Below are 22,611 nucleotides of genomic sequence, written 5' to 3'. Positions count from 1 at the left end.
ACCTCTCAGTGCGATGCCGCTTCTGGCGGCGTTTCGCTGCCTTTTAACCGTTGCCACAGTAAGCCCAGCGTCTCATACCAGGCGCGTTCACTGTGAGACAGATAAAACGCTGAAGGGAATATTTTTTCCCACGGATTGAGCGCGCTGGTAATGGCCAACTGATTGGCGGGGGCCGGTATAGGATGCAGCCCTTGCGCCTGGAAGAACACCATGGCTCGCGGCAGATGACTGGCTGACGTCACTAACAGAAAAGGCTGTTGCCCGATAAGGGCCGCCGTGCCCGCGGCTTCTTCTTCCGTGTCGCGCGGCGTATCCAGCGTGATGATATCCTCGCGCGGAATCCCCAGACTCTCCACGACCAACGCAGCGGTTTGTGCGCTGGTCATCGGATTTCCCTGCGCGGCTGCGCCAGTGAAAATCAGTTTTGCGCCGGGATTGGCATGATAAAGACGCACGCCTTCGGTCACCCGTGACAGGCTGTTGCCGATTAAATTGGCGCTCGGTGCCCACGCCGGATTGTAGGTATAGCCGCCGCCCAGCACCACGATATACGGAACCGGTGCTGCGCTTGCCTGCCAGGTCGCGTAGTGGCTTTCCAGCGGCAGCAGCAGCTTATCGGCGATGGGTTGCACACTCAGCAGCAATAACGCCAGCCAGGCGCAGGAAATAACGGCTTTTCCCCCTCGTTGCCAGCGCGAGAACCACAGCAGCGCCAGACCAACGCCCATCAGCACCAGCAGTAACGGGAGCGGTTGCAGCAATCCGCCAACGATTTTTTTTAGGGTAAACAGCATGAAATCAGGTTCCCTTTGGGTGAAAAAACGGCATCCGGTAAAATATCGTGCGGTCAGGCGGTTTATTCTCGTGCCGCCTGTGCCAAAATAACAGGTTGAAGGAAATATGGCGTTATACCCGAACACCGGGTATATGAGGGCACTCCGTGCCGCACGATCGCCCTAACGATGACGTGGAACGCAGCGCAATGCAAGATCGCAATTTTAACGATATCGCCGAAAAATTTGCCCGTAATATCTATGGCACTACCAAAGGCCAGGTGCGTCAGGCGTTGCTGTGGCAGGATCTGGATGCGTTGCTGAAAACATTGCCTGTCCGGCCTTTGCGGATTCTTGATGCGGGCGGTGGTGAAGGGCACATGGCCTGCCGGTTGGCGGCTTTAGGACATCAGGTCTTGTTGTGCGATGTTTCAGATGAGATGATTCACCGCGCCAGCAGCATCGCTCAGGAACAGGGCGTAGCTGATAATATGCGTTTCGTTCACTGTGCAGCGCAGGATATTGCGGATCATATGGCGCATCCGGCGGATTTAATCTTGTTCCATGCGGTGCTGGAATGGGTAGCCGATCCGCAGGCGATATTGCGGACGTTAACGGATTGTCTGGCACCTGACGGTGCTTTTTCGCTGATGTTTTATAATCATCATGCACTTTTGCTGCGCAATGTGGTGCTGGGTAATTTTGCCTATGTGCAAGCCGGTATGCCAAAGCGCAAACGACGTTCGCTGTCGCCGGATCATCCCCTCGATCCCCAGCAGGTTTATGGCTGGCTCGATGTGTTGGGGATGACGATTGAAGGAAAGACCGGTGTACGGGTGTTTCATGACTACTTGCAGAACAAGCAGCAACAAATCGATAATTTCGAGGAATTGTTAGCGTTGGAACAGCGCTATTGTCGCCAGGAGCCTTTTGTTAGCATGGGACGCTATATTCATGTCATGGCGCGTAAACGCCCTATAAAGGATGCACTATGAGTGATTTTTCCCAGACAGTGCCGGAACTGGTTGCCTGGGCGCGAAAAAATGATTTTTCCCTGTCACTCCCCACCGAACGCTTGGCGTTTCTGCTGGCGATCGCCACGCTGAATGGCGAGCGGATGGATGGCGAAATGAGCGAAGGGGAACTGGTGGATGCCTTTCGTCACGTTAGCAAGGGATTTGAACAAACCCATGAAACCGTGGCAATGCGTGCCAATAACGCCATCAACGATTTGGTGCGCCAGCGTTTGGTGAATCGCTTTGTCAGTGAAATGGCGGATGGCAATGCCATCTACCGGCTGACTCCGCTTGGTATTGGCATCACCGACTATTACATCCGCCAGCGCGAATTTTCGACGCTGCGCCTGTCTATGCAACTCTCTATTGTGGCGCAGGAACTGTTGCGCGCGGCGGAGGCCGCAGAAGAGGGGGGCGATGAGTTCCACTGGCACCGTAATGTATTCGCGCCGCTTAAATATTCGGTGGCGGAAATTTTTGACAGTATCGATCTTTCTCAGCGCGTGATGGACGAGCAGCAGCAGGGGGTGAAAGATGATATCGCCGCGCTGCTGACGCAAGATTGGCGCGCCGCCATCTCCAGCTGTGAGCATTTGCTGACAGAAACGTCCGGCATCCTGCGTGAATTGCAGGACACGTTGGAAGCGGCGGGCGATAAGTTGCAAACCAGCTTGTTGCAGATCCAGGAAGCGACGATGCAGCATCCTGAGCTCGAGTTTGTCAATAAACTGGTGTTCGATTTGCAAGCCAAGCTTGACCGCATCATCAGTTGGGGACAGCAAACTATCGATCTGTGGATTGGCTATGACAGGCACGTCCACAAGTTTATCCGTACCGCCATTGATATGGATAAAAACCGGGTATTCGCTCAGCGCCTGCGCCAGTCGGTGCAAAATTATTTTGACCAGCCCTGGGCGTTGACCTTTGCCAATGCCGATCGTCTGCTGGACATGCGCGATGAAGAGCTGGCGCTGCGCAGTGATGAAGTGACGGGCGAATTGCCGCCGGAGCTGGAGTATGAAGAATTCAGCGAAATGCGCGAACAGATCGCCGCGCTGATAGAAGCGGCGCTGCAAAAATATAAAACCGAGCGCATCCCGCTCAACCTGGCGGACGTGGTACGCGATTACCTAAGTCACTATCCCCGGGCGCAGCATTTTGATGTGGCACGAATCGTGGTCGACCAGGCGGTGCGTCTGGGTGTGGCCGAAGCGGATTTCACCGGATTGCCTGCGCTATGGCAGTCAATCAATGATTACGGAGCCAAGGTACAGGCCCATGTCATCGACAACTATTGATAAAATCATGCCAGCTAAACTGGCAACGGCGTTAGCCAATACCCTGTTTCCCGCGCTCGACAGCCAACTGCGTGCGGGGCGACATATCGGCGTGGAAGAGCTGGAGAACCATGCTTACCTGATGGATTTTCAGGACGTGTTGGAGGAGTTCTACGCACGCTATAACGTGGAACTGATCCGCGCGCCGGAAGGTTTTTTCTATCTGCGACCGCGATCGACCACCCTGATCCCGCGTTCGGTGCTGTCCGAGTTGGACATGATGGTGGGAAAAATTCTCTGCTATCTCTACCTCAGTCCCGAGCGGCTGGCGCAAGAGGGCATTTTCACTCAGCAGGAACTTTATGAAGAGCTGTTGAGTCTGGTCGATGAAAACAAGTTGCTGAAGTTGGTCAACCAGCGTTCAACCGGCTCGGATCTTGACCGGCAGAAATTGCAGGAGAAGGTCAGAACCTCGTTGAATCGCCTGCGGCGCTTGGGGATGGTCTACTTCATGGGCAACGACAGCAGCAAATTTCGTATCACCGAAGCGGCGTTTCGTTTCGGTGCCGACGTGCGCAGCGGCGACGATGCACGTGAAGCACAGTTGCGCATGATCCGTGATGGCGAAGCACTGCCGTTAGACAGCGGCCTGTCGTTGAACGATGAGGTCGAAGAGGGCGAAAGTGCGCAAGACAATGCGGCAGAGAGTGGAGAGGAAGAATAACAATGATTGAACGCGGTAAATTTCGCTCACTGACGCTGGTCAACTGGAACGGTTTTTTTGCCCGGACGTTCGATTTGGACGAACTGGTTACCACCCTGTCCGGAGGTAACGGTGCGGGAAAATCGACGACGATGGCGGCCTTTATCACCGCGCTGATCCCCGATTTGACGCTGCTGCATTTCCGTAACACTACGGAGGCGGGGGCCACCAGCGGCTCACGCGATAAAGGGCTGCACGGCAAGCTGCGCGCCGGCGTGTGTTATGCCACGTTGGATGTCGTCAACTCTCGTCATCAGCGCGTGTTGGTCGGGGTGCGTCTGCAACAGGTTGCCGGGCGCGATAAAAAAGTCGATATCAAACCCTTTGCCATTCAAGGATTGCCCACCACGTTGCAGCCGACGCAGGTGCTGACACAGTCATTGGGCGAACGCCAGGTTCGGGTGTTGACGTTGCAAGAACTGAAAGAACGTGTGGAAGAGATGGAGGGCGTGCTGTTCAAACAGTTCAATTCCATTACCGATTACCATGCGCTGATGTTTGATTTGGGCGTGGTGCCTCGTCGGTTACGCTCCGCTTCCGATCGCAGTAAATTCTATCGTCTGATCGAAGCCTCTCTGTACGGCGGGATCTCCAGCGCCATCACCCGATCGCTGCGTGATTACCTGCTGCCGGAAAATAGCGGGGTGCGCAAGGCGTTCCAGGACATGGAAGCGGCACTGCGTGAAAACCGTATGACACTGGAAGCCATCCGGGTGACGCAATCGGATCGCGATCTGTTCAAACACCTGATTTCAGAAGCCACTTCCTATGTGGCTGCTGACTATATGCGCCATGCCAATGAGCGGCGGGTGCATCTGGATGGTGCGCTGGCGCTGCGCCATGACCTGTTTGGTAGCCGCAAGCAGTTGGTGCATGAGCAGTACCGCCATGTGGAAATGGCGCGCGAGTTGGCGGAACAAACGGACGCCGAAAGCGATTTGGAAACCGATCACCAGGCTGCCAGCGACCACCTTAATCTGGTGCAAACGGCTCTGCGTCAGCAGGAAAAGATTGAGCGTTACGACGCCGATCTGGAAGAACTGCGTTCACGTCTGGAAGAGCAGGATATCGTGGTAGAAGAAGCGCGCGAGCAGCTCGAAGAGAACGACGCGCGCGCCCAGGCTGCCGAGCAGGAAGTGGATGAACTGAAAAGCCAACTCGCCGACTACCAGCAGGCATTGGACGTGCAGCAGACCCGTGCGATCCAGTACCAGCAGGCGCAACAGGCATTGGAGCGGGCTCGCTCGCTCTGCCAGTTGCCGGACTTAACGGCGGATAACGCCGATGAGTGGCTGGAAACCTTCCACGCGCGGGAGCAGGAGGCGACCGAGCTGTTGCTGCAACTGGAACAAACCCTGAGCGTCTCCGATGCGGCACATAACCAGTTTGAACAAGCCTATCAGCTAGTCTGCAAGATTGTGGGTAACGTTTCGCGTAGCGAGGCATGGCAAGCGGCGCGTGATGTGCTGCGCGACAGCACCTCACAGCGCTATCAGGCAGAACGTGTGCATCCCTTGCGCGGTCGTCTGGCCGAACTGGAACAGCGCCTGCGCGAGCAGCAAGAAGCGGAACGTCTGCTGCAAGAGTTTGGCAAACGCTATGGTCAGCCCTGTGAGCCGGAAGACTTGGACAGCTTGCAGCAGGAACTGGAACTGAAGATTGAAACCCTTTCTGCGCTGGTCGCGGAAGCTGGGGAACGTCGTTTGGCGCTGCGTCAGGAGCTGGAGCAGACCCAGCAACAAATCCAGACATTAACTGCGCGTGCACCGGTGTGGCTGGCTGCGCAGGAAGCCTTGACGCAATTAAGTGAACAGAGCGGGGCAACGTTTGCTGATGGTCAGGAAGTGACCGAGCATTTGCAGCAACTGCTGGAGCGCGAGCGTGAAATCACGGTCGAGCGTGATGAGGTAGCGGCGCGTAAACGTCACATCGACGATCAAATAGAGCGGTTAAGTCAGCCGGGTGGTGCGGAAGATCCGCGTATGGCGGCGCTGGCAGAACGCTTTGGCGGCGTGTTGCTGTCCGAAATTTATGATAACGTGACGCTCGACGATGCGCCGTACTATTCCGCGCTCTACGGGCCATCACGCCACGGCATCGTTGTGGCCGATCTGTCGCTGGTGCGTGAGCAGCTTGAAGGGTTGGAGGACTTTCCGGAAGATCTCTATCTGATCGAAGGGGATCCACAATCGTTCGATGACAGCGTCTTCGCGGTAGAAGAGTTACAGAAAGCGGTGGTGGTTAAAATCGCCGATCGCCAGTGGCGCTATTCGCGTTTCCCTGAAGTGCCGTTGTTTGGTCGCGCGGCGCGCGAAAACCGGCTGGAGAGTCTGCGTGAAGAACGTGAAGCGCTGGCAGAGCAGTACGCCACGCTGTCGTTTGACGTGCAGAAGACGCAGCGTTTGCATCAGGCCTTCAGCCGTTTTATCGGTTCTCATCTGGCTATTGCGTTCGATGACGATCCTGAGGCGGCGCTGCGTCTCTTGAGCTCACGTCGCGGCGAGTTGGACCGTGCCATCAACAATTTTGACGCTGAAAACCAGCAGCAACGTCAGCAATACGACCAGGCTAAAGAGTGTGTTTCATTGCTGAACCGCCTGATTCCGCGCGTCAGCCTGCTGTGTGATGATACCTTGCACGACCGGATCGAGGAGATTCGCGACGAGTTGGATGCCGCAGAAGAGTCCGCGCATTTTATTACGCAGCACGGTGCGTCGTTGGTGAAACTGGAGCCGTTGGTGGCGGTGCTGCAAAGCGATCCACAGCAGCATGAACAACTGCGGGCACAATACACCCAGGCGCAAAGTGCACAGCGTCAGGCGAAACAGCAGGCGTTTGCCTTAACGGAAGTGGTGCAACGACGTCCTCATTTCAGCTATAGCGACTCAGCGGACATGCTGGGGGAAAATGCCGATTTGAATGACAAATTGCGCCAACGGTTGGATCAGGCAGAAACCGAGCGAACCCGTTCGCGTGAACAATTGCGTCAGCAGCAGGCGCAGTTAACGCAGTACAGCCAGGTTCAGGCTTCGTTGCGCAGTGCGCATGACGCCAAAGATGAAATGCACAAAGAGCTTATTCAGGAGTTGCAGGAGATCGGCGTGCGCGCGGATGCGGATGCAGAGGCTCGCGCCCGCACTCGCCGTGATGAATTGCATGCGGCCTTGAGTGCCAACCGCACGCGCCGTAATCAGTTGGAGAAGCAGATTACCTTCTGTGAAGCGGAAATGGATGGCTTGCAGAAAAAATTGCGCAAAGTGGAACGTGATTATCATCAGATGCGCGAACAGGTGGTGACCGCGAAAGCGGGCTGGTGTGCCGTCATGCGTCTGGTGAAAGACAATGGCGTGGAGCGCCGTTTGCACCGTCGTGAACTGGCCTACATGGATGCTGACGAATTGCGTTCAATGTCGGATAAAGCGCTGGGGGCATTGCGACTGGCGGTTGCGGATAATGAACATCTGCGTGACGTGCTGCGCGCATCGGAAGATCCAAAGCGGCCTGAGCGCAAAGTGCAGTTCTATATCGCGGTTTATCAGCATCTGCGTGAGCGTATTCGCCAGGACATTATTCGTACCGATGATCCGGTTGAAGCCATTGAGCAGATGGAAATTGAACTCAACCGTCTGACGGAAGAACTGACCGCGCGTGAGAAAACGCTGGCGATCAGTTCCAAGAGCGTGGCAAACATTATTCGCAAAACCATCCAGCGTGAGCAAAATCGCATACGCATGCTGAACCAGGGCTTGCAGGCGGTTGCGTTTGGGCAGGTGAAAAGCGTGCGTTTGAACGTCAATGTGCGTGAAACACATACCACGCTGCTCAATGTGCTCTCGGAACAGCAAGAGATGCATCAGGACCTGTTCAGCAGCAACCGGTTGACCTTCTCGGAAGCGCTGGCAAAACTTTACCAACGCCTCAACCCTGAAGTGGATATGGGGCAACGCACGCCGCAAACCATCGGTGAGGAGTTGCTCGATTACCGCAACTACCTTGAGATGGAAGTGGAGGTTAATCGCGGTGCCGATGGTTGGTTGCGTGCAGAGAGCGGCGCGCTTTCCACCGGTGAAGCGATCGGGACCGGGATGTCGATTCTGGTGATGGTGGTGCAGAGCTGGGAAGATGAATCCAAACGCTTGCGCGGCAAAGATATTATCCCGTGTCGTTTGCTGTTCCTCGATGAAGCGGCGCGTCTGGATGCGAAATCCATCGCTACGTTATTCGAACTGTGCGAACGGTTGGAAATGCAACTGGTGATTGCTGCACCGGAAAATATCAGTCCGGAAAAAGGCACCACCTATAAGCTGGTGCGTAAAGTGTTCCAGAATCAGGAGCATGTGCACGTGGTCGGACTGCGCGGTTTTGGCAGTGAGAATGAAGCGCCGCAGGTACAGGTATCGTAGCAGCACGCTTATGGTATGACGTGCAGAAATTGTGCCAGACCTGCTTGAAACCGTCATACCCGTCCACCACCGTCATTCCCGCGAAGGCGGGAATCTCGTGCAGAAGAAACGCGTTTATTCTTTCAGAGATCCCCGGCTTTCGCCGAGGGTGACAAGAGGGAAGTCGAGAATGACGAGTTGTTGACGTGACGTAGTCATCAGTCTGAGAGGTCGTGTTAAACGGCCTCTTTTTTTGTCTCTTAATTTCCCTAATTTGCGCTGTGCACATGACGGACTAGTGAAATAAACCTGCGGGAAGTGGCGAAAAAGCATTGTATATTTATATACTAACGATAATTATGAGCGAATAATTAAAGTGGCAGGTCATCTCAACGTTTTGCGCTATTTGATGACAATAAGTTTCTACATAACGTGAATTAGGGAGTCATATCCATTGGATCTAGTGGCTTTCAGTGCCGATAAAAATATTGTGGCTGATATCGCGTTTAGTGAATACAGGGGATGAATGTATGTTGTTATATGAGCAAAAAGCGCAGAGCACACTGTGCCGTGTTGGCGCGTTGTGGGCCTTGAGCCTGTTTTCTTTCTGTGCGTTGTCGGCTAGCGGGCAGGCGGCGGTAATTCCCCATGCAGCGCCGGGCGTCTCTTCGCACACCGCAGGCTCTGCGTCTCATGAAACCAGCGCGGCGGCGTTACAGGTGTTGGCGGCGAAAGGCGTTAAACCGCATTATCTTTCAGAAATCACCGCACTCTACGCACTGCATCCGGCACAACGACTGTGGGCGGATGAGCACGCCGTGGTGCAGCTTCAGCAACAGTTGGCGGAAGTCGCGCTGTCAGGGGTTCAGCCGCAGTTCACGCAATGGGTGACCTGGTTGACTGATGCCAGTATCAACGGGATGGCGCGCGACGTGCTGTTGTCGGATGCCATGCTGGGCTATCTGCAATTTGTTGACGGCGTGAAGCGTAACGGGACCGACTGGCTCTACAGCAGCGTCCCCTACCGTTTGCAACCGCCTGCGCCTGCGCGCGTGGAGCAATGGCGGCAGGCACTGGTCGCGGGCAACAGCGCTGGGTTTGTTTCATCGCTTGTACCGCGCCATTCACAATATGCCAAGATGCATCAGGCATTAAAAACGCTGTTGTTGGATACGCGTCCTTGGCCGGTGTTGACGATGTCGGATACCTTGCGTCCCGAACAGCAAAGCAATGATCTGGCCGTGCTGCGTGAAATACTGCAACGCACCGGTATGCTTGACACGTCAGGGACCATCACCCTGTTCAATGAGCAACCTGCTGCTACCGACGCGGCTGCTCCGTCACCGGATACCTATACGGGCGATCTGGTCGAGGGGGTCAAGCGCTTCCAGCAGTGGCAGGGGTTAGACGCCGACGGCGTCATTGGCAAGCGGACGCGGGATTGGCTGAACGTTTCGCCGCAAACCCGTGCAGCGCTGCTGGCGCTTAATATTCAACGCCTGCGTCTGGTGCCGGATAATGTGAGCACCGGAATCATGGTGAACATCCCAGATTATTCGCTGAACTATTATCAAAATGGTACGCAGCAGCTCTCTTCGCGTGTGATTGTCGGACAACCGAAACGCAAAACGCCGTTGATGAGCAGTTCATTGTATAACGTGGTGGTTAACCCGCCGTGGAATGTGCCCACCACGCTGATTCGTCAGGATATCGTCCCCAAAGTTATCAAGGATCCCAGCTATTTGCAGCGCAATAATTATACACTGCTCTCTGGCTGGCATTCCGAAGCGGAGACCATCGATCCGACGATGATTGACTGGTCCATGGTGTCGGCCGATCGTTTCCCGTATCGCATTCGCCAGGCTCCCGGTGCCAATAACTCGTTGGGGCGGTATAAATTCAATATGCCCAATTCCGAAGCGATTTACTTGCACGACACACCGAATCATGGGCTGTTCCAGCGCGACATTCGCGCGCTCAGTTCGGGCTGCGTGCGCGTGAACAAAGCTTCCGAACTGGCTGGGCTGCTATTGCAGGATGCCGGTTGGAACGATGCGCGCATTTCCTCCACGCTGGCGCAGGGAAATACCACCTATGTGCCAGTCAAACAGCGTATTCCGGTCAATCTGTACTATTTGACGGCCTGGGTAGCAGACGACGGCAAACCCCAGTTTCGTACAGATATTTACAATTATGATGATACGGTAAAACGCGGGGCGGGCATCCTGGGCAAGGCAGGGCAACTGCTCCAGTAACCGCTGATATTCTGGGGCGTTAGCGCTGTCACAGGGTTTACATCGCAGCGGGGGATCAACGCGATCCTCCACATACCTTGTAGTAAAGCGGGTTGACTCCAATGCACTGCACGGTTATAGTGCCAAACGGCGCGTTTTTTTGTCGTCGTTATGTTCACCTTTTAAGCCGGGGCACACTTCGTGGAATTCATCGATCATCATCGCCGCAGATGGCTGGCGCTGGGCGGGGTCGCGTTGGGCGCAGCCATGCTACCGGGGCAGGCGCTTGCCACGCTATCAACCCCACGTCCACGTATTCTCACGCTAGCAAACCTCAATACCGGCGAGTACCTTAAAACTGAATTCTTCGATGGCCGTCGTTACAACAAAGATGAATTGTCCCGTCTGAACCACTTCTTCCGTGATTATCGCGCCAATAAAATCAAAACCATCGATCCTGCGCTGTTTGACCAACTCTATCGCTTGCAGGTGATGTTAGGCACCAACAAACCGGTGCAGCTGATTTCGGGGTACCGCTCGGTGGACACCAACAATGAAATGCGCAGCCATTCGCGCGGCGTGGCCAAACAGAGCTATCACACCAAAGGGCAGGCGATGGATTTTCACATCGAGGGTGTGCAACTGGCCAATATTCGCAAAGCGGCGCTGAAACTGAAGGCGGGTGGCGTAGGCTACTATCCGAAAAGTAATTTCGTGCACATTGATACCGGGCCGACGCGGAGCTGGTGACCCTTAACGCTAATAGACCCCGTGGCCTGACCGTGTCATGATGGCGGTCACGTAAGGGTGCTTTTTCGTGAAGTGGAGTGCTATGAAATACCAGATTGTTCCCGTGACGGCGTTCAGCCAGAACTGTACGTTGTTATGGTGTGAGGAAACCCGCGACGCGGCGATTGTTGACCCCGGTGGCGAAGCGGAAAAAATCAAACGTGCCGTCGCGCAGTGCGACATCAAGGTATCACAAATCCTGTTGACGCATGGACATCTCGATCACGTCGGTGCGGCTCAGCAACTGGCCGATCACTATCAGGTGCCGATTATCGGCCCACATCCCGCTGATGCATTCTGGCTTGATGGTTTGCCCGCACAGAGCCGCATGTTTGGCCTGACAGAGTGTGCGCCGTTAACACCGACGCGCTGGCTGCAAGAAGGGGATTCGGTGACGGTGGGTAACACTGAGCTGTCCGTGCTGCACTGTCCGGGACATACGCAGGGCCATGTGGTGTTTATTGACAAGGTATCGCGTTTAGCGCAAGTGGGCGATGTGATCTTTAATGGCGGTGTAGGGCGCAGTGATTTCCCACAGGGCGATCATCAGGCATTGATTACGTCTATTCGCACCAAGCTCTTCCCACTCGGGGATGATATCACCTTTATTCCTGGGCACGGCCCGATGTCGACGCTGGGGCAGGAGCGTAAGACCAATCCTTTTGTGCATGATTAATGCACAGGCATCCCCCGACTAGCAGGGGGATGCCTTACAGCATATTACAGCACGGCCACAATGGCTTCGCACAGCGGAGCCATATTTTCCGGCGTCATACCTGCCACGTTAACTCGTCCAGAGTTCACCGCATAGACCGCAAACTCATCGCGCAGACGCAATACTTGCTCTTTGGTCAGGCCGCTGAATGAGAACATGCCGTTCTGCTGAATGATAAACGAGAAATCCTGCGTCGCGCCTTTTTCCTGCAAGGTATTGACGAACAGATGACGCATGCGTTGGATGCGCTCGCGCATCGCCGTCAGTTCTTGTTCCCACAGGGTACGCAACGCTTCGTTACCGAGGATGGTCGCCACCACCGCCGCACCGTGTGCGGGCGGGTTAGAATAGTTGGCGCGGATGATGGATTTCATCTGGCTAAACGTTTTGTCTGCCACATCGGCATTGGCCGCGACCGGCGTGCAGGCACCGACACGTTCGTTATACAAGCCAAAGTTCTTAGAATAGGAACTGGAGACCAGTAGCTCAGGATGGGAAGCAGCGAAAATACGCAGCCCCTCAGCATCCTCTTCCAGCCCGCGAGCAAAGCCCTGATAGGCAAAGTCAAACAAGGGCAGCCAGCCCTTCTGAGCGGAAAGCTCAGCCAGCGTTTGCCATTGCTGCGCCGTAGGATCGATACCGGTCGGGTTATGGCAACAGCCGTGGAATAACACCACGTCGCCCGCCTGAACCGCTTCAAGGCTTTTTACCATGCCATCAAAGTCCAGCGCGTGGTTAGCGGCATCGTAGTAGTGATAATCACACACTTCCAGCCCGGCAGCCTGGAACACGTTTTTATGGTTGGGCCAGCTCGGGTTACTTACCCAAATACGCTTAGCGGAGGTTTGGCTGGCGATAAATTCTGCGGCGATACGCAGGCCACCGGTACCACCCGGCGTTTGTGCGCTACGTGCACGCTTTTCACTGATAATCGCGCTTTGTTTGCCGAACAGCAGCTCTTGCGTGCGCAGGGCGAACTTGGGCAGGCCATCGATCCCGAGATAGTTTTTGGTGGCTTCATTTTCCAGCAAAAATTGTTCTGCTTTTTTTACGCTGGCTAGCACCGGTGTCTTTCCGGTTTCATCTTTGTATACGCCGATACCCAGATTGATTTTTTGTGGACGAGAGTCGGCGCGAAACAGATCGGCCAGGCCAAGAATCGGATCAGCGGCAGCGGCAGTAATATGTTCAAACATTGATGGCTATTCCATGACAGAGGTTAGGCAAGAACCTTCAGGTTACCGCTAGCCATAAGCTTTGCCAACCGTTTGCGATCAAAATGCGGGTGAAATAACAGGAAAAATTGTGGCAGGAGCGACTGCCATAAATGGCGCTAATAGTCAGTTCGTAGAAAACAAAAAGACAGGGCACGAGGCCCTGTCTTTTTCGTTATCAGACTACGTAATGCAGTGGTGATAAAACGAAATTAGAACTGGTAAGTTACACCAACAGCAACTTTGTCATCATCATTGATGCCGTAAGCGTTGGTATCTTTGATCAGGTTGATGTCGTATTCAGAGTATACGGAGAAGTTTTTGTTGAATGCGTAAGTTGCACCCAGGCTCACGTATTTAGTGATGTACGCGTTACGATTGTTGGTGTCGTCTTTAGCTTTAGCAGAAACGTAACCCAGAGACGGAGTCAGACCGAAATCGAAGTTGTACTGAGCAACAGCTTTGAAGATCTTGGTTTTGTCTGCAAAATCAGTGCTAGGTGTGCCTGTTCTGCTACCGTCAACATAGCTTGCATTACGCAGTTCAGAATAGATTGCTGCAGCATAGATGTTGTTAGCATCATATTTCAGACCAGTACCCCAAGCTTCCGCTTTTTTACCGTTACCAGTAGAGGTTGCATTTTGTTCGTTAGTGCGGTTCACGGCAGCGTAGTTAGCAACGATACCAACACCTACCGGAGATACGTACTCAGCAGAAGTACCCCAGCCGTCACCGTTCTGGCGAGACAATTTGCGACCATTACCTTCATTTAAGGTATTTGAGTTGTTAGCACCTTGATATTGCAGACCAAAGTTTAAGCCATCAACCAGACCGAAGAAATCTTTATTACGGTAAGTCAAAACACCAGTAGAACGACCCGTCAGGAAGTTATCAGCGTTAGACTGGTCACCGCCCCATTCAGGCAGGACGTCAGTGTAAACGAGAGAGTCGTATGCGATACCCATGTTACGACCGTAGTCGATAGTACCGAAATCAGTGATTTTCAGACCAGCGAAAGCATAACGGGTTTTAACATCTTTACCTGATTTGTCAGTACCTTCGGTATTATTAGCCGCAAATTCAGCTTCGTAACGGCCATAGCCTGTTACATCACTGTTGATCTGAGTCTCGCCTTTGAAGCCCAGACGAGCATAGGATTTATCACCATTTTCGCCTTCGTAATCAGAGAACAGATGCTTAGCGGTAACTTTACCGTACAGGTCCAGTTTGTTGCCGTCTTTGTTGTACACTTCTGCTGCGTTTACTGCGCCCGCAGCCAACAAAGCCGGGATTACTACTGCAAGAATATTGCGTTTCATCATTATTACCCTCATTACCCTCATTGGTGTTTTAAGACACCCGCCGCTGCCATTAACAATTCTCGAAAAAAGTAATAAAACTCTTACGGAACTATCACTGGAAGTTTGGTGTCCTCCTGTGTCTGAACGCAGTGTTCCATTCACTCGCCCGTTAATCTACCCTAAAAATGATACTAAGTTCGTAATATGGTAATAAAAAGAAATATTATGTTTCAAATTGTAAATTTTAGGGAACTTTGTGAGCCTTATCTGAAAGAAAAAAAAAGACCGCGAAAAATTCGCGGCCTTTTTTCTAGTTATTTGTTTTACTTATGTTTAATGCGTATTTAGAAACTGGCGTTACGTGGAGTGCGTGGGAAAGGGATCACATCGCGCACATTTTGTACACCGGTAACATAGGCAATCAGACGTTCAAATCCGAGCCCAAAACCAGAGTGCGGAATGGTGCCGTAGCGACGCAGATCGCGATACCACCAGTAATCTTCTTTATTGAGTCCCATCTCTTCCAGACGGCTGTCCAACTGCGCCAGACGCTCTTCACGCTGAGAACCACCGATGATTTCGCCGATGCCCGGTGCCAATACGTCCATGGCCGCGACGGTTTTACCGTCTTCATTCATACGCATATAGAATGCTTTGATGTCTTTCGGGTAGTTTTTCACCACCACTGGCGCTTTGAAGTGCTGCTCTGCCAGATAGCGCTCATGCTCGGAGGCAAGATCAACGCTCCAGAACACCGGATTTTCGAAGGTGTGTCCGCAATTTAGCAGGATCTCGATAGCGTCGGTGTAATCCACCTGGGCAAAATCTGCACTGACAAAGTTCTCCAGACGGCTGATTGCTTCTTTATCGACACGCTCAGCAAAAAACTCCATGTCATCAGCGCGCTCTTCGAGCACGGCTTTGAATACGTATTTCAACAGGCTTTCTGCCAACGCTGCGGCATCGTCCAGAGTAGCAAAGGCCACTTCCGGCTCAATCATCCAGAATTCCGCCAGATGGCGGCTGGTGTTGGAGTTTTCGGCACGGAACGTCGGGCCAAAGGTGTAGACATTGGAGAGCGCGCAGGCGTAGGTTTCACCGTTCAATTGGCCTGAAACGGTCAAGAAAGCCTCTTTGCCAAAGAAATCTTCACTGAAATCCACTTTGCCCGCATCGGTACGCGGCAGGTTTTCCAGATCCAGCGTGGAAACGCGGAACATTTCACCGGCACCTTCGGTATCCGACGCCGTGATAAGCGGCGTAGAGACCCAAAAATAACCGTTCTCATGAAAGAAGCGGTGAATGGCCTGGGCCAGCGTATGGCGCACGCGTGCTACGGCACCGATCAGGTTAGTGCGCGGGCGCAGGTGCGCGACCTCACGCAGGTACTCAATGCTGTGACGTTTTGCCGCCATCGGGTAGGTGTCCGGATCGTCCACCCAGCCCACCACTTCAACGGCGGTGGCTTGAATTTCGAACGACTGACCTTCACCCGGCGACGCAACCACGGTACCTGTGACGATCACAGAGCAGCCGGTGGTCAATTTCAGAACGTCATTCTGGTAATTGGGAAGATTATTATTTACGACCGCCTGTAACGGATTAAAGCAGGAACCGTCATAGACGGCGATAAAGGAGATACCGGCTTTAGAATCTCTCCGGGTACGTACCCAGCCGCGCACGGTGACTTCACTGTCAACGGCGACACGGCCTTGCAGTACGTCGACTACAGGCACTACGCTCATAAAATTCTCTCTTCTCAATGAATGATATTTAACGGGTCAACCCCTAAGGGTGATTTGCTATGTTACTTGCCGTCTGGCAGGACACAAGCAGAAATCACCGGAATGCGTCAAGTTTTGCGCATTCCGGTAACATTGGGTTAAATACTGAGCAGTCGAGCAGACTAACTGGCTTTTCTGATACGCGGCAGATCGAAGGCTTTGCGTAATGCGGAAATAAATGCGGCGTCATGGCAGATGGTTTTGCCGGGGCTGTCGGAGAGTTTCGCCACCGGGCGACCGTTGCACTCCACCAGCTTGATGACGATATTCAACGGTGTAACGCCTGGAATATCGCAGGTCAACCGCGTGCCGATGCCAAACACCAGATTGATGCGCTGAGAAAAATGGCGATAGAGTGTAAGCGTTTTTTCCAGATGCAGGTTATCGGAGAACACCAGCGTCTTACTCATGGGGTCAATGCCTAAGCGTTGATAATGCGCGATGGTCTTTTCGCCCCAATCGATCGGATCCCCGGAATCATGACGCAGTCCCTGATAGGCGTTAGCGAAATCGAGATCGAAATCGCGCAGGAACGCATCCATGGTAATGCAATCCGTCAGCGCGATACCAAGCTGATCGGGGTATTCCACCAACCAGGCGTGCAGGGCGGCACGTTGGCTGTTAGCCAATGTTGCGCCGAGTTGCTGGTGCGCCTGGAACCATTCATGCGCCTGCGTTCCCACCGGTGTCAGCACCAAGCGGCGCGCCAGGTCGTAGTTGCTGGTGCCAATCAAATAGGGGAACTCTTGCTGTAATACGCTCACGATCTCGTGTTGCACATCGCGGGAGAAACGGCGCCGAGTGCCGAAATCCATCAGTTTGAAATGGCTCAGGTCGATACCCTGACTGCGTTCACGGAACTGCTCCAACGTGCGGCGCAACTTTGCCACGGCGTGCACTGCGCTAACGTCCGGTGTGCGCGAGCGGTGTACCACTTCACTGATCACCGCCAGCAAGGGGACTTCCCATAAAATCACTTCGCGCCATGGGCCGCGAATGCGAATATCCAGCTTACCGTGATGGTTGCTTACGGTAACCTGCTGCGGGTTAAAGCGGAAATGGCGTAGCCACTGTAAATAATCTGCGGTAAAAAAAGGCAGCGTAGAGAGGTAAGCGAACTCGTCGTCGCTGAGTGACAGTTGGCTCATCAACGCAATTTGCGCGGTGATAGCCTCTGCATAACTCCCTAACAGCTCATCGCCGCGGCAGCGGAATTTCGCTGTAACGTCCACATCATAATAATGATGAAACACCGCTTGCTGCATATGAAGCTTGTACGCATCCGTATCCAGAAATGAGTTCAAAATCGGGGAAGGGTGTAAAGTCATAATGCGTTACAGCATCCTCGTCAGACGCGTTTCCACTATCAAAATCATCAGCAACGTTCGGTGAGTATACCTTGATTCACGCTGCGTTGTCGCTATTACCAGATAACATCATAATTCTGCCAGAAAAGAGAGGACCATTCGTGCTCTGGCATGGTTATTATTCTCATTCACTTAGCGCCTATTCCATTAGGGCTATTTTACTTGCCATTTTGGTCTTGGGCAGTGCTCGAAATCCTCACGTACTCCGTATACGCTCCGGTTTCTGCGCGCTGTCCGTGGCCAAACTGGCTGCACCAATTACGCCTACTGTAATAGGCTCTTAATGATGGCAACATCGTTGTAACAGGCATAAACTGAACTGTCAAAGTAAAGAGTGAGGTGTAAACATCCTATGAATCAACAGCCGCAAGTAAAATACCGTCATGATTACCGTGCGCCGGACTATACCATCAGCGATATCGCGCTTGGTTTTGTTCTGGATGCACAGAAAACGCACGTCACGGCAGTGAGCCAGGTGGTTCGGCAGGGAGAGGCGGGGACGCCGTTAAAACTGGACGGTAAAGGGCTGACGCTGTTAAGCCTGACAGTGGATGGTCAAGCCTGGCCGCACTATCAGGTTGAGGATGATGGCTTGGTGTTAACGCACCTGCCCGCCGCTTTTACGCTCAGCATCGTCACAGAGATCAACCCCGCCGCCAACAGCGCTCTGGAGGGGTTATACCAATCTGGTGCTGCGCTTTGTACCCAGTGTGAAGCGGAAGGGTTCCGCCACATCACCTATTATCTGGATCGCCCCGATGTGCTGGCGCGCTTTACCACGCGCATCACCGCCGATCCGGTTCGCTATCCTTATTTACTCTCCAACGGAAATCGCATCGCACAGGGCACCCTGGACGATGGCCGACACTGGGTTGAGTGGCAGGATCCGTTCCCGAAACCGTGCTATCTGTTCGCGCTGGTGGCGGGAGACTTTGATGTGCTCAGCGACAGCTTTACCACCCGTTCCGGGCGCGAAGTGGCCTTGGAGTTGTATGTCGATCGTGGCAATCTCGATCGCGCGGGCTGGGCGATGACCTCACTGCAAAATGCCATGAAGTGGGATGAAACCCGTTTCGGTCTGGAGTATGACCTCGACATCTATATGATCGTCGCGGTGGACTTCTTTAATATGGGCGCGATGGAAAATAAAGGGCTCAACGTCTTTAACTCCAAATACGTGCTTGCCAAGGCAGAAACCGCTACCGATAAAGATTATCTGAATATTGAAGCGGTGATCGGCCATGAATATTTTCACAACTGGACCGGTAACCGCATTACCTGCCGTGATTGGTTCCAGCTCAGCTTAAAAGAAGGGCTGACGGTGTTCCGCGATCAAGAGTTCAGTTCCGATCTGGGATCGCGCCCGGTAAACCGCATCGATAACGTGCGCGTGATGCGCGGTGCGCAGTTTGCCGAAGACTCCAGCCCGATGTCGCACCCGATCCGCCCGGATCAGGTCATCGAAATGAATAACTTCTACACCCTAACTGTGTACGAGAAGGGTTCGGAAGTGATCCGCATGCTGCATACGCTGCTGGGTGAGGATAAATTTCAGGCGGGCATGCGGCTTTATGTGGAGCGTCATGATGGCCGTGCGGCCACCTGTGATGATTTTGTGCAGGCGATGGAAGATGCCTCGGGAGTGGATCTGACGCAGTTCCGCCGTTGGTACAGCCAGTCGGGTACGCCAGTGGTGACGGTGCGCGATGATTATAATGCTGCAACGCAGCAATATCTGCTGTCGGTCAGCCAAAAAACGCCCGTAGGCGCGGATGGTCAGGAAAAACGCCCGTTGCATATTCCGCTGGATATTGAACTGTACGATCAGCAGGGTAACGTGATTCCGTTGCAATATGCGGGTCAGACGATCGATTCGGTACTAAACCTGACCGAAGCAGAGCAGACGTTTGTGTTTGATAATGTGCCGAGTCAGCCGATCCCCTCTTTATTAAGGGAGTTCTCTGCGCCGGTTAAACTCAACTATGCCTGGAGCGATGCGCAACTGACCTTCCTAATGCGTCACGCACGCAATGATTTCTCGCGCTGGGATGCGGCGCAAAGCCTGCTGGCGAACCATATTCGTCTCAACGTGGCGCGCTATCAGCAACACCAACCGCTCTCGCTGCCACTGCATCTGGCCGATGCGTTTCGTGGGGTATTGTTGGATCCTGCGCTGGATCCCATGTTGGCGGCACAAATTCTGACGCTGCCCAGTGAAAACGAAATCGCGGAGCTGTTTGAGATTATCGACCCGCTAGCCATTGCGGCAGTGCGCGAAGCGATGGTTCGCACATTGGCGACAGAGCTGGCCGATGAGTGGCTCGCGGTGTATCGCGTTAACGCCACCGCAGAGTACCGTATCGAGCATGCTGATATTGGCAAACGCGCGCTGCGCAACACCTGCCTCTATTATCTGGCGTTTGGGGAAGCGGCGCAGGCTGATGCGCTGGTAAGCGCGCAGTATCAGCAGGCGGATAACATGACGGATGCGTTGGCGGCGCTCTCCAGTGCAGTCAGTGCGCAACTGCCGGTGCGCGATACGTTAATGGCGCAGTTTGACGATCGCTGGCACACCGATGGTCTGGTGATGGATAAGTGGTTCACCTTGCAAGCTACCAGTCCGGCCAGTGACGTGTTGTCTCGGGTGCGAGCGTTGCTGAACCATCGTTCATTCAGTCTGAATAACCCCAATCGACTGCGTGCGCTGGTCGGGGCGTTTGCCAGTGCCAATCCGGCCGCGTTCCATGCCGCGGATGGAGAGGCCTACCGTTTCCTGACCGAGATCCTCAGCGATCTCAATACCCGCAATCCGCAGGTCGCTGCTCGGTTGATTGAGCCGCTTATTCGGTTGAAACGCTATGATGAATCGCGTCAGGCGTTAATGCGTCAGTCACTGGAGCAATTGAAAACGCTGGATAACCTCTCTGGCGATCTGTTTGAGAAAATCAGTAAAGCGCTGCAAGGCTAATCACCCTCAAGGTTCCTGCGTCAGGCGGGAACCTGTTTTCTGTGATAAGTGTTTTACTTTCCCACGCGATCTCATTACCATTTCCCGCCGTGCGTCAGGAAGTCACCCGCTTTATTGTTATTTTGCATGCATGACTTTTAGGATCTCAGGAGACACTATGTTCTATCCCGTAATCAAGAAGGCACTTTTCCAGCTCGATCCAGAACGGGCTCACGAATTTACCTTCCAGCAGTTACGTCGTCTATCTAATACACCGTTTGAATTTCTTATTCGCCAATCCGTTCCCACCAAACCTGTTACCTGCATGGGCCTTTCTTTTAAAAATCCACTCGGCTTAGCCGCTGGCCTGGATAAAGATGGCGATTGTATTGATGCGCTGGGCGCAATGGGCTTTGGTCATATTGAAGTCGGTACGGTAACACCGCGTCCGCAGCCCGGTAATGATAAACCGCGTCTGTTTCGCGTCGTAGAAGCGGAAGGGTTAATTAACCGCATGGGATTTAATAACCATGGCGTGGATAACCTGATCGAGAACGTAAAAAAATCCCGTTTTGGCGGTGTGCTGGGAATTAATATCGGCAAGAATAAAGATACGCCCGTAGAGCAGGGTAAAGATGACTATTTGATCTGCATGGACAAGGTCTATGCACACGCCGGATATATTGCGATCAATATCTCTTCACCGAATACGCCGGGATTACGTTCTCTGCAATACGGCGAAGCGCTGGACGATCTGTTGCAGGCGATTAAAAATAAACAAGAAGCATTGCATCAACAGCATCAAAAATATGTGCCGATCGCTGTGAAGATCGCGCCGGATCTTTCTGAGGAAGAATTGATCCAAATTGCTGATAGTTTGGTGCGCCATAACATTGATGGGGTGATTGCCACCAATACCACACTGAATCGTGATTTGATTCAGGGGTTAAATCATTGCGGGCAAACCGGTGGGTTAAGTGGACGTCCGTTACAGCAGTGCAGCACCGAAGTTATTCGTCGTCTGGCGCAAGAATTGAACGGCCGTTTGCCGATTATTGGCGTTGGCGGGGTCGATTCACTGATGGCCGCACGAGAAAAAATGGCCGCGGGTGCATCCTTGGTACAGATATATTCCGGCTTTATTTTTCATGGACCGCGCCTGATTAAAGATATCATTACCCATATTTAATCTTTTCATCACATCATTTCTCGTTGGGGGTTTATTGATTCCCCCAGCTAGTCTATATTTTACTCGTTTGTGCAATTAATCTTCTTTTTTACAAAAAACGCGACTGACATACCCTCACCGAGCGTATGAAGGATATTAATCGTTTTCTTGTCAAGGATGGCAATGGTATGTGGTGTGCAGACGCAATGGCGTCGATGAATAGCCCAGAGGGAAGGTGAATAATATGAAGTTAAAACCTGACGACAATTGGCGCTGGTATTTTGATGCGGAACACGATCGTATGATGTTGGATTTAGCCAACGGCATGGTATTTCGTTCTCGTTTTGCGGCCAAAATGCTTACGCCAGATGCGTTTGCCCCCGTATCATTTTGTGTTGATGACGCCGCATTGTTTTTCACCTTTCAGGAAAAATGTCAGCCTATTTCGTTGCAGCATGAATTGCAGGCAGAGCTGGTATTAAATGCGCTGGTGGCTCACCGTTATTTAAAACCCCTGATGCCAAAGAGTTGGTATTTTGCGCAGCAACCCCATGAACAGCAGGCCCCGCAAATGGGCGATGCGTTTTGGGTAATGCTGGCTGAAAGCCAGGAAATTGCCTGCTTTATGGTGGTGGATCGCGGTGAAAAAGCCAGCTTGTGCGTGTTGGCTCAAGAGGCGCTGATGCTTAACGGCAAAACGATGCAGCTAAATAACTGTTCCGAATAGTAGATCACCTGAAGGGAACTCAGTCCAAGTTGAGCGATCTGATCAATCGATAAAGATCCCAAATCATCAACCGGACTGAGCGATGTCGAGCATAGCACCGATACCCCGTAACGAACGACGCCTGATGAAGAAAACTATCCATAAAACGCGTGAC

14 protein-coding genes and 1 pseudogene are annotated in these 22,611 nt (G+C 53.1%); 10 read left to right on the top strand and 5 right to left on the bottom strand.

Going from position 1 to position 22,611, the window contains the following annotated elements; translation table 11 throughout:
- Positions 1-5 precede the first annotated feature (5 nt).
- Complete coding sequence (elyC, locus tag ACTBDZ_RS02880; RefSeq protein ID WP_438814168.1) at positions 6-794, bottom strand: envelope biogenesis factor ElyC; 789 nt, start codon at positions 792-794, stop codon at positions 6-8.
- A 188-nt stretch (positions 795-982) separates the two neighbouring features.
- On the opposite strand from elyC, the gene cmoM reads away from it, so the two are divergent.
- The 7 genes from cmoM (at position 983) to ACTBDZ_RS02845 (ending at position 11,910) form a co-directional block, all read left to right on the top strand.
- Positions 983-1,768, top strand: a complete 786-nt coding sequence (gene cmoM, locus ACTBDZ_RS02875; RefSeq protein WP_438814174.1) for a tRNA uridine 5-oxyacetic acid(34) methyltransferase CmoM — start codon at positions 983-985, stop codon at positions 1,766-1,768.
- Positions 1,765-3,087, top strand: coding sequence for a chromosome partition protein MukF (gene mukF / locus ACTBDZ_RS02870; RefSeq protein ID WP_438814167.1), 1,323 nt, complete (start codon positions 1,765-1,767; stop codon positions 3,085-3,087). Before cmoM ends, mukF begins: the two co-directional genes overlap by 4 nt.
- On the top strand, positions 3,068-3,790 hold the full coding sequence (gene mukE / locus ACTBDZ_RS02865; RefSeq protein WP_438814166.1) for a chromosome partition protein MukE: 723 nt from the start codon (positions 3,068-3,070) through the stop codon (positions 3,788-3,790). Before mukF ends, mukE begins: the two co-directional genes overlap by 20 nt.
- A 2-nt stretch (positions 3,791-3,792) precedes the next feature.
- Entirely contained in the window at positions 3,793-8,232 is a 4,440-nt protein-coding gene (mukB, locus tag ACTBDZ_RS02860; RefSeq protein ID WP_438814165.1) for a chromosome partition protein MukB, read from the top strand.
- Between the two features lie 509 nt (positions 8,233-8,741).
- A complete protein-coding gene (gene ldtD / locus ACTBDZ_RS02855; RefSeq protein WP_438814164.1) occupies positions 8,742-10,466 on the top strand; it encodes a L,D-transpeptidase in 1,725 nt (574 codons plus the stop codon).
- A 180-nt stretch (positions 10,467-10,646) separates the two neighbouring features.
- Entirely contained in the window at positions 10,647-11,195 is a 549-nt protein-coding gene (locus tag ACTBDZ_RS02850; RefSeq protein ID WP_438814163.1) for a DUF882 domain-containing protein, read from the top strand.
- Positions 11,196-11,277: 82 nt separating this feature from the next.
- Positions 11,278-11,910, top strand: coding sequence for an MBL fold metallo-hydrolase (locus ACTBDZ_RS02845; RefSeq protein WP_438814173.1), 633 nt, complete (start codon positions 11,278-11,280; stop codon positions 11,908-11,910).
- A 44-nt stretch (positions 11,911-11,954) separates the two neighbouring features.
- On the opposite strand, the gene ACTBDZ_RS02840 is transcribed toward ACTBDZ_RS02845, so the two are convergent.
- The 4 genes from ACTBDZ_RS02840 to pncB all read right to left on the bottom strand — a co-directional run bounded on the left by ACTBDZ_RS02840 (position 11,955) and on the right by pncB (position 17,576).
- Positions 11,955-13,145 carry an amino acid aminotransferase gene (locus ACTBDZ_RS02840; RefSeq protein WP_438814162.1) on the bottom strand — a complete coding sequence of 397 codons (1,191 nt, stop codon included), beginning with the start codon at positions 13,143-13,145 and terminating at the stop codon, positions 11,955-11,957.
- 230 nt (positions 13,146-13,375) lie between these two features.
- Positions 13,376-14,485 (bottom strand): porin, encoded by a 1,110-nt coding sequence (locus tag ACTBDZ_RS02835; RefSeq protein WP_438814161.1) that lies wholly within the window; start codon positions 14,483-14,485, stop codon positions 13,376-13,378.
- Positions 14,486-14,808: 323 nt separating this feature from the next.
- A complete protein-coding gene (gene asnS, locus ACTBDZ_RS02830) occupies positions 14,809-16,209 on the bottom strand; it encodes an asparagine--tRNA ligase (RefSeq protein WP_438814160.1) in 1,401 nt (466 codons plus the stop codon).
- Between the two features lie 161 nt (positions 16,210-16,370).
- Positions 16,371-17,576, bottom strand: coding sequence for a nicotinate phosphoribosyltransferase (gene pncB / locus ACTBDZ_RS02825; RefSeq protein WP_438814159.1), 1,206 nt, complete (start codon positions 17,574-17,576; stop codon positions 16,371-16,373).
- A 391-nt stretch (positions 17,577-17,967) separates the two neighbouring features.
- Here pncB and pepN point away from each other — a divergent pair, with 391 nt between their 5' ends.
- The 3 genes and pseudogenes from pepN to ACTBDZ_RS02810 form a co-directional block, all read left to right on the top strand.
- Positions 17,968-20,583 (top strand): aminopeptidase N, encoded by a 2,616-nt coding sequence (gene pepN, locus ACTBDZ_RS02820; protein WP_438814158.1) that lies wholly within the window; start codon positions 17,968-17,970, stop codon positions 20,581-20,583.
- 157 nt (positions 20,584-20,740) lie between these two features.
- On the top strand, positions 20,741-21,751 hold the full coding sequence (gene pyrD, locus ACTBDZ_RS02815; RefSeq protein ID WP_438814157.1) for a quinone-dependent dihydroorotate dehydrogenase: 1,011 nt from the start codon (positions 20,741-20,743) through the stop codon (positions 21,749-21,751).
- A gap of 223 nt (positions 21,752-21,974) precedes the next feature.
- Positions 21,975-22,445 (top strand): annotated as a pseudogene (locus ACTBDZ_RS02810) (cell division protein ZapC); the annotation flags it as partial.
- Between the last annotated feature and the right edge of the window lie 166 nt (positions 22,446-22,611).

It is taken from the genome of Symbiopectobacterium sp. (assembly GCF_051710365.1).
GTDB lineage: Bacteria > Pseudomonadota > Gammaproteobacteria > Enterobacterales > Enterobacteriaceae > Symbiopectobacterium.
This window is presented reverse-complemented; position numbering and strand designations above follow the sequence as displayed.

Coding starts and splice junctions, on each gene's coding strand:
- elyC (WP_438814168.1), bottom strand. CDS start 794: ATGCTGTTTACCCTAAAAAAAATCGTTGGCGGATTGCTGCAACCGCTC.
- cmoM (WP_438814174.1), top strand. CDS start 983: ATGCAAGATCGCAATTTTAACGATATCGCCGAAAAATTTGCCCGTAAT.
- mukF (WP_438814167.1), top strand. CDS start 1,765: ATGAGTGATTTTTCCCAGACAGTGCCGGAACTGGTTGCCTGGGCGCGA.
- mukE (WP_438814166.1), top strand. CDS start 3,068: ATGTCATCGACAACTATTGATAAAATCATGCCAGCTAAACTGGCAACG.
- mukB (WP_438814165.1), top strand. CDS start 3,793: ATGATTGAACGCGGTAAATTTCGCTCACTGACGCTGGTCAACTGGAAC.
- ldtD (WP_438814164.1), top strand. CDS start 8,742: ATGTTGTTATATGAGCAAAAAGCGCAGAGCACACTGTGCCGTGTTGGC.
- ACTBDZ_RS02845 (WP_438814173.1), top strand. CDS start 11,278: ATGAAATACCAGATTGTTCCCGTGACGGCGTTCAGCCAGAACTGTACG.
- ACTBDZ_RS02840 (WP_438814162.1), bottom strand. CDS start 13,145: ATGTTTGAACATATTACTGCCGCTGCCGCTGATCCGATTCTTGGCCTG.
- ACTBDZ_RS02835 (WP_438814161.1), bottom strand. CDS start 14,485: ATGATGAAACGCAATATTCTTGCAGTAGTAATCCCGGCTTTGTTGGCT.
- asnS (WP_438814160.1), bottom strand. CDS start 16,209: ATGAGCGTAGTGCCTGTAGTCGACGTACTGCAAGGCCGTGTCGCCGTT.
- pncB (WP_438814159.1), bottom strand. CDS start 17,576: ATGACTTTACACCCTTCCCCGATTTTGAACTCATTTCTGGATACGGAT.
- pepN (WP_438814158.1), top strand. CDS start 17,968: ATGAATCAACAGCCGCAAGTAAAATACCGTCATGATTACCGTGCGCCG.
- pyrD (WP_438814157.1), top strand. CDS start 20,741: ATGTTCTATCCCGTAATCAAGAAGGCACTTTTCCAGCTCGATCCAGAA.